This window comes from Cutibacterium avidum ATCC 25577, assembly GCF_000227295.1.
Taxonomy (GTDB): domain Bacteria; phylum Actinomycetota; class Actinomycetes; order Propionibacteriales; family Propionibacteriaceae; genus Cutibacterium; species Cutibacterium avidum.
The window spans coordinates 783,393-797,207 of sequence record NZ_JH165054.1 but is presented as its reverse complement, the minus strand read 5'-3'; the positions used below and the strand labels follow the sequence as shown (position 1 = coordinate 797,207).

The window sequence follows — 13,815 nt, the reverse complement described above, 5'->3', positions numbered from 1 at the left end:
CGGAGGGAGTGTTCTTCGCTCGCCCCGACCACGACTAACAAGTACTCGCGGAGCGAGGGCCTCGACCTGTCTTAAGCCCACAGAGGCCATTGCGACAATCATCGTTTCGGCGCGGTGACCGTCCCTGCTCGCTGCTCGGCTGCGAAAAGTTCCTCATGATTCGACCGTGAGAAGTCGTTATCCCGGGTGGATATTTACCGAAGACAGGGCTGTTTCAGAGGTGCGTCGGCTGGGTCCTGCGAAGATTAAGATCAGTCATGTCCCTTGTATTCGGTAGTTTCGTTTGTGTGAACAGGAGATGATGTGTGATGTGGTCATTGAGGTGTGCGTGGCAGCTATCTTCTCCGAGAATGGAGGAGATCGCTGCACGTGTGGTTGCCTGGTGTAACCAGGTGGGTAGTCTTTATCCTGAGTTGAGCGAATGGCGATTCACTGCAGACTCGAAGCGGGCAGTGTTGGCCACACCAGTGGCTATTGAGCAAGAGTTGGTCCGACGTCTCGTGGCCGAAGGAGGCTTCGCCTCTATCTGGGCCCCGCGGGGTGATCTCAACGTTCACCTCGACTTGGATACTTATGCGGAGCGGGAGGACCTGTTTCGCTTTGTGGCAATGGGGAGCTTACCGGGCGTCGTGGATGAGGATGATGAGGATGTGGCCATGATGATGGCGGAGATGGCCTGTCGTATTTTTTCGCCTGAGTATGTCAACTGCGGGAGGGCGGACTTGGGGCCGAGGCTTCTAGACGGTTCTATTTTATCGGCGGTGAACTATGCGCCGCGGGACGCATATGATTCGTATCCGGATTTTGTGCGGGCGGCGCGGGTCATACGCACGACAGCGGAGGGAGTGTTCTTCGCTCGCCCCGACAATGACTAACAGGTGCCCGCGGGTCGAGGGCCTCGACCTGTCTTAAGCCCACAGAGGCCATTGCGACAATCATCGTTTCGGCGCGGTAACCGTCCCTGCTCGCTGCTCGGCTGCGAGAAGTTCCTCATAGTTTGACAGTGAGGAGTCGTTATCGCGGCATGTGGAGTCGTGGGCACCGGTTGAGGCGTTACCAGACACGGTTCGGGTCACAGCCTGTCCTGGGTCACGCCACCCAGATGACGTGTTTCGGCTCGTTCTCGGAGGGCACTCCTGAGCAGTGTGGACACGGCTATTGAGATGAAAACTGCGGTCGAGGCTTTCTTGAGCGGATGCCCTGGTGCTGGTCTGCCGGTCCAAGCCACTGGTGAGGTCGCCACGGTCTACAACATCGCAGTCGAGGTCCTGCACGACTACTACGTTGCCGGCGACGGCGGATGGGTGCTGGCGCATAATGCGTCCTTGACGGGTTGGATCCGCCCGGACTTACTGCTAAGGGATGCTGAGGGCAACTTCATTTTCGTAGAGGTGAAGAATGGCCTCAAGGCACCATTCACGAAAAATCAAAGAAAGGCGATTCCGACGTTTGGCTCAGATACCGAGTTGCGGGTCTTTGTTGATGCTGCGCGTGCGCTGGGTGAGGATCAGGCAGCGGAATGGGTGCAGACGTGTTCACTTGGGGAACAGGCTGCGATGTGTGTTGTGTCGTCATGGTTGCAGTTGGATGTGTTGGCAGTGGGGGTACAGGTGCCTCACTGGCTGGCTGAGGGTTTTGCGCCAGTCTTTGTCATGGAAGGTGTGCCGCGCACGCTGGCGCGGAAGCGTAGGAAGAAGATCGAGCGCAGTGAGTTCGAATTAGCTGATCGTATGTGCGGTGGCAAGATGGTCGCTGCTGTGCCGCAGGACAGCGTGATCCCCCCGCAGTTGCGAGATTTCTGGATGGGGGCTCGGTGAGTTATGTAGTGGCCTTTTGGCCAGAGGGTCTGTGCGACAACGGGCCGGACGCCGATTGGGCGGCTTGCTACGAACGGTTGAAGGGCACTCAGCGTGGTCCTGCTGGGCCTGTGGTTGGTGCGTTCCCGGCAGAGGTGACGGCGGAGTTGCCGGAGCGCGATGACGAGAGTTGTGTGTGGGCGGCGATGCCGTTGCTGGCGGAGGCTTCGGGAGAGTTGCTGCATGTGGCTTTGGGGAACAGCCTCATGCAGGAGGCGGTACCCGTGTTGCAGGAGATGGCAGAGCGCTATCATATGGTGTTCTTCGACCCTGGTTCCGGGATGCGGGTGCTCGGGTGGACCAGATTGGCCTTTTGGCCTAGCCGGGCTGGGCGACTTATGGAGGGGCGTGGGGAATGCGGACGGATGGTCTGCCGCGGAGAAGATCATTTTTGCGCGGAGACTTGAGAAAGATGGCGGCTGGCTAAATACAATTCACTCTATATATAGAGTATGAGTCTAATTCATGCTGAGGCTGTTGCGCATGGTATAGATATTCTCGAGAAGAACGGTTTGGAGAATTTTCTTGGTTGAGCAGATGAATTATGAAAAGGGCTTTGTTCCCCATGCTGGGGATGTGACCGCGATCTGTGTCGGGGAGCAGGAGTTCTTGGGTCGAGTCATTGATCCTGATCTGGAGATGGTGAAGGCCCCGGTGGTTCTGATGTATCAGTTCGATGCTGATGCCAGCCAGGTGGATCTTGGGGATGATCGGTCGTGCTTGCAGGCGTCAAGGAGGCTTGGCTCCTATGTCTTGGTGAACAAGAAGGAGTTTCGCCGGAAGTGGTTCCGCAGGGTGGCGAGTTTGGATTTTGAGCCCGGTGAACGTCTAGCGGTCCATCACTTCCGCATGGAGAACCGGGTTGTGGATGAGCATGGTCATCTCCTTGACTCGCCAGTGGAGCCGCTTCCGCGTTACGAGATGCTGAGTTCGTGGGGTCTGGCTTTGCAGGTTGCCGATGCCCAGGGTTGGTTGCTCGTCGATCCTGGCAGTGGGGGCGCTGCGGGGGCTTCTCGCATCGTGACCATTCATCGAGGCGAGTTGAAACTGGACCTGAACCGAGCGGCGGCTGTGCTGGGTCCCGCCCTCGAAGGTATGGGCATCGTGCCAGATGCGGCGTGGTGGGCCTCGATGGTCTCGTGGCTTGAGCCGACCCGTAGGCGGCATCTGGAATTCCATGTCGATGCTACTCACCTCGTGGCGACTGGGCCTGGACCTGACTTGCGCGCTGTGGCTGAGGGGATGGTGGAGCTAGTTGCGCATCCCGTATCAGCTCGGGAGGCGCTCCGTGCGGCGCTGGAAGCCGGGATCGATGTGACAGATCCCGCCACTGATTCCCCGTCTCTTCAGTAGGCTGCGGCTGCTATGGCCGATCCGCGTAATCTTTCGAGCGGGTTGGCGCTAAGAAGGCGTGGCTGAGAGCGGAAAGGTTCCAGGGATGGGTACGCGGACGCGGCGGTTGCGGTTGTTTCTTACTGATGTGGATCGGGAGCGGGCGTGGGATGAGGTGCGTTCGCGTGTGCCGGGAACGAAGTTGCTGGATGATGATTTGATTTTTTGCCGCTGTCTGCGGATGCGATCGTTGATTCGCCATCACAGGTCTCGGGGCCATTGCTGTCGTTGTGGTCTCCGGAGGTGGATCCGGGGTTGGCTACGCGGACAAGCCCGAAGGACCCGGATGAGCCAGAAGGTGGGACCATTGCATGGGTCAAGTTGGCTCGATGGCCTGATGGCGCGGTGCAGCCTGATCAGGTATCGGCGGTGTGGGATCCGGAACTTGAGTCGATGACTCGGTTTTTTAATGAGGTGGCGAAGGCTTTGCGGGCGGTGACGCCGTTCAGGGTGACATATTTTGATGGGACGCCGGTGCCGTCGGTGCGGGTGGGTGCTGATGCTGCCCAGAGGTCGTTGGCTGGCGAGATTGCGCTTGGTGAGGCCATTGCGCGCTATCGCGTTGCCGAGGAGAAGGGCCGTACCAAGAAGTAGCCCGGATACCGATTGGGGGACTTCTTCGTTTTGAAGCTGATCGGGCTGGTACCGGGCGGGCTGGCGGGCCAATGCTCATAGGGCGGGGCAGCGCTGCTGTTGTGTGTTGCGTCTGGGGTCAGGGGTTGCTGGCGACCAGCTTTACGACGAGTCGGGTAGTCTCGTGGCCGTCGTGTCGATCCAGGCCACCGGCGAGATCGCCACGGTCTACAACTTCACAGTGGAGGGCCTGTACAACTACTTCGTGGCCGACGACAGCAGCTGGGTCCTAGCACACAATGCGACTCGTAGGCTCCAATACGGTGTTGAGGTGGATATACCTGATGATGCCGATTCGCAAACAATTGTTGGGGCGGTAGCGCGGGGCATTCGATCGCAGGGTGCCGACGATTTAGAAAAGAAATTCTCCAAGGAGATGGCGCGCGCGGCTAAGAGAAAGCCATGGCTAAGGAAGGCTTTCCTCGGTAGTCAAGTTCACTATGAAATCCGCGGTGAGCTGAATCTGTTATATCCAGGACGATTCGAATATCGAAGTGTGGGGCCCGATTACAAAGACAAACAAATGAATGACGCATTAGTGGAGTTAACTACTACAAATCCGCACACCATTAAGGCGCACACTGACAAGGGTGGAGATTATTTGACGTGTGCGTTCGCTGGCTACGATCCGTTTTAGGAGGGTGATATGACTACTGGGTTTTTGACGGACTCTGGTATCCGAGTCTGGAGCCAGACGGTGAACGACGAGACCTTCGATGTAGCACCTCATGGGCGATTGGCGGTGCGCGGAGCCAGGCTGGATGGTTGTATTTTTTCTGGTCTCCATCTGAAAGAATTTATCTTTCAGGGGTGCGAACGTTCAGTGTTTTCCGGGTGTCGCTTTGTGAACTGCCGGATTGATGAGTGGCACCACACATTCATGGACTTCGTCGACTGCGAGTTTGAGAGCGTCAAGATTAAGAAGTGGCGGCTGGACGAGGGCGACGTAGTGGATTGTCGGTTCGAGGGGGCTATCGCTGACGCCGTGATCTGGGGAGACACGGCAGCGAAATCCGGGATTGAGTATCGCCGCAACCGTTTCGAGCGGAACGACCTATCGGGCGTCGATCCTTGTTCGGTCGACTTTCGTTCGGGTGTGGACCTTGCCACCAACGTCCTTCCGGGGTCCGGTAGTTGTGCGCCACTGTTGGTCTTGGGGTGTGGTCCTCAGGTTGCTCAGGCTGCATTGGACAGGTTGGGTGAGGTCCCCGAGGAGTTGCGCGCAGCAGCGGAACAGTACCTGTCGGTGTCGTTGTGGGCTATGCATCTTGGCTCAGGGCAGAAGGACTGGTTCGGGTGGCCATTGCGTTCGACATCACCGGAGGTCTGGGCTGAAGTGTTGGGATTAGTACGAACGGTCGAGGCCGAGATGGGCGGAGAACACTGATGGGTGTCTTGTGTGATTACTTCGTGGTAGCTGAAGGCGTTGACCCGGCTGTGGTGCTGGACGAGCCTGGGGGGCCCATCTCCATGAACAGCGGGCAACTGCGTGGTCTGGTGGAGACCAAGGGTGTCGATCCAGCGGTGGAGGCGTCATGTCTGCAATCGGCGTTGACGGGTGAGGAGTTGTCGGCGCTCCTGGTGGATCCTGCCGCTGGTTCCCTGGTGGCGATGGTTGATGATGGCGAGCGCATGGTCTTGGGGGTTCACCCGGGCTTGGTCTCCGCGTTGGCTGGACTAGACCTGGCGCAGGCTGGGGAGGTGGCAACGGCATGGGCTGAGGTGTCGCGGCAGGATCTGGGCCTGCAGCTTGCTGATCGGGTACGACTTGTTGAGGGTCTTGCTGGGCTGGCTCGGGCCGCTCATGACGTGGATGAGCGAGTTTATTGCTGGGTGTGCGTCTAGGCTCTGGCGCGATGTCTGCGAGGTCGAGGTCGTGACCCTCCGCTGGGTCGACTTCTGTAACCGGCTGCTATTCCTGGAGACTGGACGACCTCCCCCTCACGCAGGCCGAACAGCTGCACTACCATCGCCTTCAGCCCACCGACTGAAAGCATGAATCAAGCCTCTGGACACACTAGGGGCTTCACTGTGGTGGAGGGGTTCTTGTGGGTGCTTTTGGCGTGGGTGTTTTTGAGTCTGATGTGCGTGGTGATGTTGAGGAGTTGTTGGAGGAGGGTGGTAAGCCTGCGGTGGTGAAGGCTGAGACTGTCCCTGCTGTGTCGCCGAAGGCTTCGTCGTCGAAGCTGTCTCCGATGGGTCGTGGTCGAAAGGACAAGGGCGATGACATTGATGGGGATGTGTATTGGCGTGATGTTCCCAATGGCGGGTACATGATCGCTCAGATTGTGGCGCACAGCAAGTTGTTGGTGGCGTTGGTGGTTTTTTGATCGGATTGTCGATGGTGAGCCGAGACATGAGGATGTGGTGGAGGTCACCAGTCAGGGGTCCCCGCTACTGCAGGGGACTGTTTCGCGTAATGCTGTGACTTTGGGTCAGGACGGTTGGGTGTATGCGGGTAAGACGGCGTATGAGGGTCGGGGGCCATTGCGGATGTTCCGACAGGTCTCGTTGAAGAAGCCATCGGGTTATGTCGAGTATGTGAGTGGACGTACTAAGAATGCGCTGGCGGCAGGGGATTGATCACCGCGGTGTTCTCGCATGGATGACACATTGGCATCCCACCGACGTGCAGGTCTTCGGGGGAATAGAGTCTTGTTAGTAGAAGTCATTACCGGTATGGGGGTTGCATGAGTCCATGATTGATCGGGTGCTGGTTGGGTCGGCTGGTAGCCGGGAGTTGGTTCGTGGTGAGGTTTTCGAGTTGACGAACCGAACGTGGTAGGCGCTCGCGGCTGATGTAGAGGACTGCTCCTTTGAGGGTGCCCGCTGCAAGAATTTCGGCGCAGGGAGTGGTTCAGAGCCAACGATTTACCGGCGTTGCTCTTTTCGGGACGCTTGGTTGACGTTTTCGCCGGGAGGTGTGGCTCGTTTTGAGAAATGCGATTTCACGGGCGCCCGCTTGAAGGATTGGTCGCTAATGTCTGGTGAACTGATTGATTGGTACGTTTACTGGACGTTTGCACCGCTGCCTTTTTCTTGCCCGCGTGAACTTGATTCAGCAGCGCGTTTTCAATTTTTCGGCAATGATTTCTCGCAAGCAGAGATGATCGACTGCGACTTTCGATATGGGATCGATTTGTCGCGTCAGAAGCTCCCGCAAGGGCCCGGGGTACTTCTATGCCGAGAACGGCGCGCAGGCGATCAAGCAAGCGCGGGAGCGTGCGCGGGCTGACCGAGACGACGATGCGATGATGATTCTTGACATCATCGACAAGAACCTTGTCGGACAGCAGCAGTTGTTTGACTCGGCGGCGACGTGGCTCGATTTGGGGCTTAAGCGTTGGCGTCGGATGTGGGGTCTTGTCTAATCCCCGGTCGGGGGTTGGCAGGCGGTCGAGGGGACGGGTGAAAGATGGGTATGGATCTGACTTTTTTCGTGGCGGCGGATGATGCGGCCGCAGCTGAGGTGTTGGAGCCCGGGGTGGTGTCTGGCTCGTGGGCCGGTGCCGTCGAGCACGGGGTGGTGGCTGGCGAAGAGGTCTTGGCGTTGCTGAACGCGTCTGATGACGCGGCTGATGGCGGCGCGATGGGTGAGCCTTTTGATCTGCCGGTGGCCGGTTTTGAGGAAGCCGTGATCGTTCCTGTGAAGGCGTGTGTGGTTGATGCGTTGGTCCGGCTGAGTGACGAGGATCGTGCAGCGGCTCTCGAGCAGTGGGCCGAGGAAGCGATGGTCCCAGCTGATGCGATCTCCGAGGGGCGTGACCTCCTAGACCGCTTGTCGGGTCTGGCTCGCGAGGCGCGAGAGGCTTGCCAGGGTCTGTACTGTCACTGGTCTGCGTAGGGCTTCGTCGCGAGAGCCATGACCCGGATGGGGTGGTCGCTGACGGTCGCAGAGATTCCGGGGGACGGCTACGTTCTGGTTGAAGTGGGCGACGAGGGTGGTAGCCGGTCCAGTCGGGGAGCTGCCTGTCCATCTTCGCGTCGCTCGGCGGAGCTGGGGTGTGAGTAGTTCGGGTCTTTCTCGGAGGTTGCTCCTGAGCAGTGTGTCACGGCTATTGAGATGAAGGCTGCGGTGGAGGTCTTCTTGAGCGGATGCCGTGGTGCCGAGTTGCCAGGAGGCTGGGGGCAGGGCTGACGGCGTAGCCCGAGTGTGACTGGGTGTTTGCTGTGGAGCGCTGAGTTGGAGCCGGTCATCGACCGGCCAACGATCTTCCGGGACCCGGCGGCAATGCGACGGTAATTGCTATCAATAAGCCACCTAGAGGGCGGAAATAGATGGAAGAGAGGTTTGAGGGATGGGTGCGCGGTCTCGGATTTTGCGGTTGTTTCTTACTGATGTGGATCGGGAGCGGGCGTGGGAGGAGGTGCGTTCGCGTGTGCCGGGTACGAAGTTGCTTGATGACCGCTTGATTTCTTTGCCGCTGCCTGCGGAGGCGATCGTTGATTCGCCATCCCAGATCGCCGGGCCGATGTTGGTGTTGTGGTCTCCGGAGGTGGACCCGGGATACGCCACGTGCACAAGCCCGAGGGGCCTGAATCAGCCCGACGGCGGGATCATTTCGTGGCATAAGTTGTCTCGGCGGCCTGATGGCGCGGTGCAGCCTGATCAGGTGTCGGCGGTGTGGGATCCGGAACTTGAGTCGATGACTCGGTTCTTTGATGAGGTGGCGAAGGCTTTGCGGGCGGTGACGCCGGGGCGGGTGACGTATTTTGATGGGACACCGGTGCCGTCGGTGCGGGTGGGTGCTGATGCTGTCCAGAGGCCGTTGGCTGGCGAGATCGCGCTTGGTGAAGGAGTCGCGAACTATCGTGCTGTTGAGGGTAGGCGTGGCAAAAAGGCATAGCCACGGTTTTTAGCAGAGGGTCTTGGTTCTGGTATAGCCATCGCGTTTGTGCCCAGCGTGCTGGTGAGTCAGAGTTCGTAAGCGGGGGAACTTGGTTATAAAAAGGTTCGTGGAGTTGTCTCGCATGGGGAGGCTGTATTTAAGCATCCGAAGTCGAAGAGGATGCCGACCGCGATCTCGATCGGTAACACCCGTCATGGTCAAGGGCTATTCGAGGGACTGCATCGGTGGACGATCTGATGCATGGAAAACGTATAGTGTGAATTTTAAAAAAGGGAAGGCTGTATCGCTGGAACGGGTGCGGAAGTGACGGGTAGTGAACTTATTGGTACGGAGATTCAGTTTTATCTGAAGCATGATTGGGATAAGGGCGCTATCGAGGATGATCCGAACTTTGAGGAGTACTTGGATGGTGTGGCGTCGTTCTTGAACTATGTGGCCGACAGATTGGACCAGAAGAGCTTGCGTGTATCGGACTTGCGCTGGTTTCCGGAGGTTCCTGACGATGAGCGTGCGTTGTGGACTGGCCGGCAGATGGAGTCACACGAGGCGATCCGGTGGTATGTGGAGGGCCTGCGCCACTACAAATGGGCCTGCACTCTTGTCGGTGATGGGTGGTGGATCCGTGCAGACCAAGACTCGAATGGGGCGATCATGCTGTGTGATGCCGGTCCCCGCGAACTCAGATTGGAGTTGGACGGGCCAGCGTGTATGGGCTTTGACGTGTGGCCACAGGTATCTCGAGAAGACGAGGACCTCCATTTCATTACAGAGGAGGCCGACGATAACTTCTGGAATTTTTGCGAGGAAATCCTGGTTGATGTTGACGTTGTAGTGATCGAGGTTTCTCACCGTGGTTATGGCGCATTTCGGGCGTGGAAGTGTCCGGCCCGGGATTTGGGGCAGGTTCGTTCGCAGTTGCGTCCAAATGGATTGGTATGGGTGTTCTGGGCCGATGGCCTACCGTTGTTGAGTCAGTGCCCTGTGCCAGTGTTGGCGTTCGACGATATTTTATTGGTTCGGGAGCCGTCATTGGAGGCCACGCTAGTCCCCAATCCGAAGCACTTGACCTCGCTTGAGGAGCGGGATGCTGTTCTGGCAGAGGGCGATGGTTATGTGATTTTTACTAGTGATTTCTGGCAGAACGCAGTGCTTGAGCCCGATATTGATGGCACCTTCTATAAACGGGAATGGGGACGTTTTTAGCCAGTAGGATCGCCACGAGGTTCCAGGTCTCGTGGCCCACTGTTAAACGATGGGCCGACCGCTGCCGGGCCGGCGAGTCGATCTAACAGAGGGTGGCTGCAGGCGGCGTGGATTGGGCACAGGTCGGCGTCAGTGTTGCGCTAGGCGGGATCGGCGGTGCGGAACTTGGTGCCGTTCGGGCTGCTTCGACTAACGGTTCGAGGGCGATCGCCGCGAACTCCCTGGTGAATGGGGCCGTTGGTGGCGGAGCGAGTACGCTTGCATATGGTCTAGGCCATGATGGGCCGGCGACGGTGCGCGGCTACGTCGGTTCCTTCGCTGGTGGATTCGTTGCCGGCGGTATCTCCGGAGTGGCTGGTCCTGAAGGTGGCACCATCGCCAAGGCACTGACTGGCAAAGCTGCCGGGCGTCTTGCAGTAGGGTCCACGGTTGCGTTGAGTGCGGCGGGTGCAGGCGGAGGGGATTTGGTAGCACAATTGATTGCGGATCCAGGGCAGGACATCGACTGGAAGTCTGCTGGGAAGTCCGCTCTCGTTGGCGCTGGCTGGACGGCGTTGTTGGGGCATACTGTTCCTACCTCGCCGGGCGCAACGACGCTCAGTCAGTACTCGTACTTCGGCACGCGGCTGAAGTCTTTCGGACCCAACGCGAAGAGTGTGATCGGCTCAGCGGGTATCGGGGGCATTACTACGCTTCTTCCGGTGCTGAAGTGATGAGCGGGTCGGTGAGGTGGCCGGCGGCGGAGCGGTCGCGTCTGTGGTGGTCAGTGGGATGTGGGGTAGCAGCCTTGGTTGTGGCGTGTGTGTGGCTGCCTGTTCCTTGGTCGCTGGCGATGGTGCTGGTGGGGATCGTGGCAGGGATTGTTGTGGGTTTGTTGCCAGGCTGGTGGCGCGGCGTTGCTGCTGTGGCGGCTGTGGTGGGGCTGCTGATCTTGCCCAGGGAGCAGTCTTCGGCGTGGATCGTCGTCAGGGCACTGTCGTTGTTGTGCGGCGTTGGAGGAGGAACGGTGATCCAGAGATTGTGGGGGCTGCGGGGTAGGCGCGAGTCGGGGAGTTTGGGCACGGTAGTGGTGTCCGAGCGGGAGCGCGTGGCGGTCGAGGATGTGACTGCGGCGCCCTTGGTCTCCGCCCCTGGGGAGCCGGGGTCGTTGATGGGGGTGTTTCGCCGCGACGGCAGTGAGCTGCGTGTGCTGAGGGACACTTCGCACGGGTGGGTGGTCATGCACACGGCTGGTAAGGGCCGGACGCTGCAGGAGCACCTGATGGTGCGAGTGGGAGCTGATCCGGATGATCCCACTGCGGTCTCGATGAAACTGGCAGGGGAGGCATTCTTGTTCCCGATGGCGTGGTTCTGCGATGAGGCAGAGGCGCTGGCGGCAGTGAAAGCTTTCGTGCGGGACGGCTCCATGGCTGTGGAGGGGGCCTGGGTGGCGGCCTCTCGCACCCGCGAGCTGTTCGTGCCACCACCGCTGCAGCAGTTGTGACCGCTCCTGCGAGACGCGTTTCTGGGCAGTAGCCCGGACATTGGGTCCTGGCCGGGTTGATTCGAGCCGGCAGCGGTTCGCGCACGGTGGCCTGGCCCCATGCGTGCACTGGCTAAGCCGAGTGTGCTGACCTGGAACGTCGTGGAGCAGTCCTAGGTCGCGACCCGTTGGGTTGGCATTGCCGGCCACGTGCTGCTCACCGCCACAGCTCGTGAACTGCTATTGCTGGCCGGGCCCGACGGCGAGCTGCCGGTGCGCCTGCTGGATGGCGTCGCCGTCGCCGGCGTGACCACGACCATGAAGCTATCGCTAGCGCATGGCTGCTGTCTCACGAGGGGCTTTCGGCGGCTACGCTGGGCATTGCCTCTTAAGACGTTGATCACACAGTGTCGGGATCCCTGTCGAGGGGCAAAGCGGTGCCAATTGGGTGAATCGGTGGTCAATCCGACTTGGCAGGTAGGGCGTAGCGAACAAAAGGCTCTGCGCGCTGGGCGCAGCAGCTGAGGGACTCTGAGTTCACGCTGGTGCACGGGTATGAGGAAGGGGTCTGCTAGCCCGGTCGGACCGCAAGATTCCTCTACCGAAGCACCCGCATCCCGGAACCAGGATCGAAGAACACCATTTGCCGCTCATGGCGCAGACTAGCGACGTGCGGCCGCCCGCGAAGCCGGGGACTGCCGACTCTCGGCGGCGCGCCGCAAGAGTTCGACCATCTGCCGGGACCACCCAGCCTGACGCCCGGACTGTTCAGGGAAGAACCACTCCGACTGACCAGTCGCAAGATCCTCACGCGCAAACCGCAACGCCTGCTCACACCGCGCAGCGTCGCCCTCAGCCAACCCATCAGCGACAGCAAGTAGCTTCTCGGCAGCCTTCACGATAGCGGCCCGATCATCGGTCACAAAGGCCGAATGGGCGAAGCGATTACCGACCACAGCCAGCCCAGCCCGCTGCGAGCACGGCCCCGAGAACTTCAACTCGGTGAGATCATTACCGTCGATCACCCCCGCACCACCGCCGACAGCAGAACTCTCGCCCCACCACAGCACATCCTTCGCCGTTCCCTGGACCCGGCAGCCCCGCATCGCGGCCCGCTCAAAAACCCACTTCTTCACCCGCAGATTTGTGAACTCACAATCGACAAACTCAACGTCCTGACACATCCAGCTTTCAACGGCCAGCCCGTCAAAATGGCAACCGACATAGCGCACCCGCTCGCCACGAGGAAAGCCCGGATACCAGTCGGCAATCTTGCGGCCACCCAGCGACCACCCCTCGACCAAGCCCTCGCTAAAAGCCATCACCCGATCCATGTCCCCCTGAGGGACCACACCGCCCGGAACCTGCACCTCCACCTGACTTGGCGGATCCGCCTGGGATGGATTGAACAACATCCTCACAACTACCTCCTAGCACCCAGGCTGCGCGTAGATTGGGTAGGCACCTGCATCCTTTGGGTATCCGTCCTTCATTGTATGGAATAGAATCCGCTTAGCTCCGGATTCAAGCCGACTGGATTTGAGTTTGATGGGAGTAGTCTCGATGGACCTCAGTGAGGCATGGGCGCAGTTGTGTGCCGCCAACGAGCGGTGGACGGCGTCTGATCTTCGGCCCATGTGGGAGCATGAAGGTCCTCGGCCTGGCTTGAGTGAGTCGGAGTGTTGGGATGTCCGTCGTCATCACCCAGAGGTGCCGGATGCCTATTTAGAGGTTCTTCGGCTTGCTGATGGATGGCCTTCCTTTTATCAAGACTGCGTACTTTTCGGGCGGCCTGAATTAAGTTCTCGCCCAAGCATGATTGCCGAGGCGGCCGATCAGCTCGTGACGGATACCCCGTCGCTGGCTGACTGTTTTCTGGCTGCAGCTAGTCGCTCTGACGTGGATCAGTTCTTCCTCGAGACGGATCGTGGGCGGCCAGGCCGCGTGTTCTGGTACGCAGGCTCGCTGGTAGGCACCTTCGACGACATCCCGTCGTGGCTGGCCGCGATGGCGGTCTACCTCGATGAAGAGACGCAGGAGAATCTGTAGGCCTGATTCCTGCAGGAGAACTGTGAAGCCTCCCGGTGTGGAGCTGTCCGTGAGCGAGTGTGAACGGGGCGTGATGGCAATATCAAGACCCATGTTGAGGCCCATTCTCGAGCTTATGAGTTGCAGATCACGGGTCGGCCTGAAGGCTACTATGTCAATGGTGTCGAGTTTGACGGTTTCCAGAATGGAGAACTCATTGATGCCAAGGGGCTCGGATATGAGAAATTACTAACCGCGGAGTGGAGTACGGCTCGTGGCCCGCTCAGGGATGCTGCTGACCGCCAGCTAGAGGCGGCGGGGTCAACGCCCATTCATTGGATATTTGCTGAAGAAGGGGCTGCTAGGGTGGCGAGTGAGATCATTCCTGAGG

The 13,815-nt window shown here is 59.3% G+C and carries 17 protein-coding genes; 16 read left to right on the top strand and 1 reads right to left on the bottom strand.

What is annotated here, in order from left to right:
- Positions 1–350: 350 nt before the first annotated feature.
- From HMPREF9153_RS03615 to HMPREF9153_RS03545, 14 genes are all read left to right on the top strand, one after another.
- Positions 351–875, top strand: coding sequence for a hypothetical protein (locus HMPREF9153_RS03615; RefSeq protein WP_004809526.1), 525 nt, complete (start codon positions 351–353; stop codon positions 873–875).
- Positions 876–1,163: 288 nt separating this feature from the next.
- Entirely contained in the window at positions 1,164–1,817 is a 654-nt protein-coding gene (locus HMPREF9153_RS03610; RefSeq protein ID WP_036979990.1) for a hypothetical protein, read from the top strand.
- A gap of 576 nt (positions 1,818–2,393) precedes the next feature.
- Positions 2,394–3,209 (top strand): hypothetical protein, encoded by an 816-nt coding sequence (locus HMPREF9153_RS03600; protein ID WP_004809520.1) that lies wholly within the window; start codon positions 2,394–2,396, stop codon positions 3,207–3,209.
- A gap of 432 nt (positions 3,210–3,641) precedes the next feature.
- On the top strand, positions 3,642–3,842 hold the full coding sequence (locus HMPREF9153_RS12610; protein ID WP_237726233.1) for a hypothetical protein: 201 nt from the start codon (positions 3,642–3,644) through the stop codon (positions 3,840–3,842).
- Between the two features lie 163 nt (positions 3,843–4,005).
- Complete coding sequence (locus HMPREF9153_RS03590) at positions 4,006–4,518, top strand: hypothetical protein (RefSeq protein ID WP_021107986.1); 513 nt, start codon at positions 4,006–4,008, stop codon at positions 4,516–4,518.
- Positions 4,519–4,578: 60 nt separating this feature from the next.
- Positions 4,579–5,268 (top strand): pentapeptide repeat-containing protein, encoded by a 690-nt coding sequence (locus tag HMPREF9153_RS03585; RefSeq protein WP_238993140.1) that lies wholly within the window; start codon positions 4,579–4,581, stop codon positions 5,266–5,268.
- Complete coding sequence (locus HMPREF9153_RS03580; protein ID WP_004809512.1) at positions 5,268–5,726, top strand: hypothetical protein; 459 nt, start codon at positions 5,268–5,270, stop codon at positions 5,724–5,726. The genes HMPREF9153_RS03585 and HMPREF9153_RS03580 overlap by 1 nt, the downstream gene beginning before the upstream one ends.
- Positions 5,727–5,929: 203 nt before the next feature.
- Positions 5,930–6,211, top strand: coding sequence for a hypothetical protein (locus HMPREF9153_RS03575; protein WP_004809510.1), 282 nt, complete (start codon positions 5,930–5,932; stop codon positions 6,209–6,211).
- A gap of 798 nt (positions 6,212–7,009) precedes the next feature.
- The gene (locus HMPREF9153_RS03570) at positions 7,010–7,252 is read left to right on the top strand and encodes a hypothetical protein (RefSeq protein ID WP_004809509.1); all 243 of its coding nucleotides are present in this window, start codon (positions 7,010–7,012) and stop codon (positions 7,250–7,252) included.
- 50 nt (positions 7,253–7,302) lie between these two features.
- Entirely contained in the window at positions 7,303–7,725 is a 423-nt protein-coding gene (locus HMPREF9153_RS03565) for a hypothetical protein (protein WP_238993139.1), read from the top strand.
- Between the two features lie 535 nt (positions 7,726–8,260).
- Positions 8,261–8,728 carry a DNA ligase gene (locus HMPREF9153_RS03560; protein WP_237726236.1) on the top strand — a complete coding sequence of 156 codons (468 nt, stop codon included), beginning with the start codon at positions 8,261–8,263 and terminating at the stop codon, positions 8,726–8,728.
- A 306-nt stretch (positions 8,729–9,034) separates the two neighbouring features.
- Positions 9,035–9,934: a hypothetical protein gene (locus HMPREF9153_RS03555; protein WP_004809503.1), complete on the top strand. Its 900-nt coding sequence runs from the start codon at positions 9,035–9,037 to the stop codon at positions 9,932–9,934.
- Between the two features lie 107 nt (positions 9,935–10,041).
- Positions 10,042–10,647 carry a hypothetical protein gene (locus HMPREF9153_RS11520; protein ID WP_154647465.1) on the top strand — a complete coding sequence of 202 codons (606 nt, stop codon included), beginning with the start codon at positions 10,042–10,044 and terminating at the stop codon, positions 10,645–10,647.
- Between the two features lie 137 nt (positions 10,648–10,784).
- Positions 10,785–11,417, top strand: a complete 633-nt coding sequence (locus HMPREF9153_RS03545) for a hypothetical protein (protein ID WP_152331231.1) — start codon at positions 10,785–10,787, stop codon at positions 11,415–11,417.
- A gap of 641 nt (positions 11,418–12,058) precedes the next feature.
- Here the strand turns inward: HMPREF9153_RS03545 and HMPREF9153_RS03540 are convergent.
- A complete protein-coding gene (locus HMPREF9153_RS03540) occupies positions 12,059–12,811 on the bottom strand; it encodes a hypothetical protein (RefSeq protein ID WP_004809496.1) in 753 nt (250 codons plus the stop codon).
- A 400-nt stretch (positions 12,812–13,211) separates the two neighbouring features.
- On the opposite strand from HMPREF9153_RS03540, the gene HMPREF9153_RS03535 reads away from it, so the two are divergent.
- Positions 13,212–13,445 carry a hypothetical protein gene (locus HMPREF9153_RS03535; protein ID WP_004809495.1) on the top strand — a complete coding sequence of 78 codons (234 nt, stop codon included), beginning with the start codon at positions 13,212–13,214 and terminating at the stop codon, positions 13,443–13,445.
- A gap of 120 nt (positions 13,446–13,565) precedes the next feature.
- Positions 13,566–13,815, top strand: a 250-nt coding sequence (locus HMPREF9153_RS03530; RefSeq protein ID WP_004809493.1) for a Tox-REase-5 domain-containing protein, incomplete at its 3' end; no start/stop codon positions are given.

What these genes read in the sequence shown, in the direction of transcription:
- HMPREF9153_RS03535 (WP_004809495.1), top strand. Translation starts at nt 13,212, where the DNA reads ATGATTGCCGAGGCGGCCGATCAGCTCGTGACGGATACCCCGTCGCTG.
- HMPREF9153_RS12610 (WP_237726233.1), top strand. Translation starts at nt 3,642, where the DNA reads ATGACTCGGTTTTTTAATGAGGTGGCGAAGGCTTTGCGGGCGGTGACG.
- HMPREF9153_RS03600 (WP_004809520.1), top strand. Translation starts at nt 2,394, where the DNA reads ATGAATTATGAAAAGGGCTTTGTTCCCCATGCTGGGGATGTGACCGCG.
- HMPREF9153_RS03580 (WP_004809512.1), top strand. Translation starts at nt 5,268, where the DNA reads ATGGGTGTCTTGTGTGATTACTTCGTGGTAGCTGAAGGCGTTGACCCG.
- HMPREF9153_RS03570 (WP_004809509.1), top strand. Translation starts at nt 7,010, where the DNA reads ATGGGATCGATTTGTCGCGTCAGAAGCTCCCGCAAGGGCCCGGGGTAC.
- HMPREF9153_RS03610 (WP_036979990.1), top strand. Translation starts at nt 1,164, where the DNA reads ATGAAAACTGCGGTCGAGGCTTTCTTGAGCGGATGCCCTGGTGCTGGT.
- HMPREF9153_RS03565 (WP_238993139.1), top strand. Translation starts at nt 7,303, where the DNA reads ATGGATCTGACTTTTTTCGTGGCGGCGGATGATGCGGCCGCAGCTGAG.
- HMPREF9153_RS03615 (WP_004809526.1), top strand. Translation starts at nt 351, where the DNA reads ATGGAGGAGATCGCTGCACGTGTGGTTGCCTGGTGTAACCAGGTGGGT.
- HMPREF9153_RS03540 (WP_004809496.1), bottom strand. Translation starts at nt 12,811, where the DNA reads ATGTTGTTCAATCCATCCCAGGCGGATCCGCCAAGTCAGGTGGAGGTG.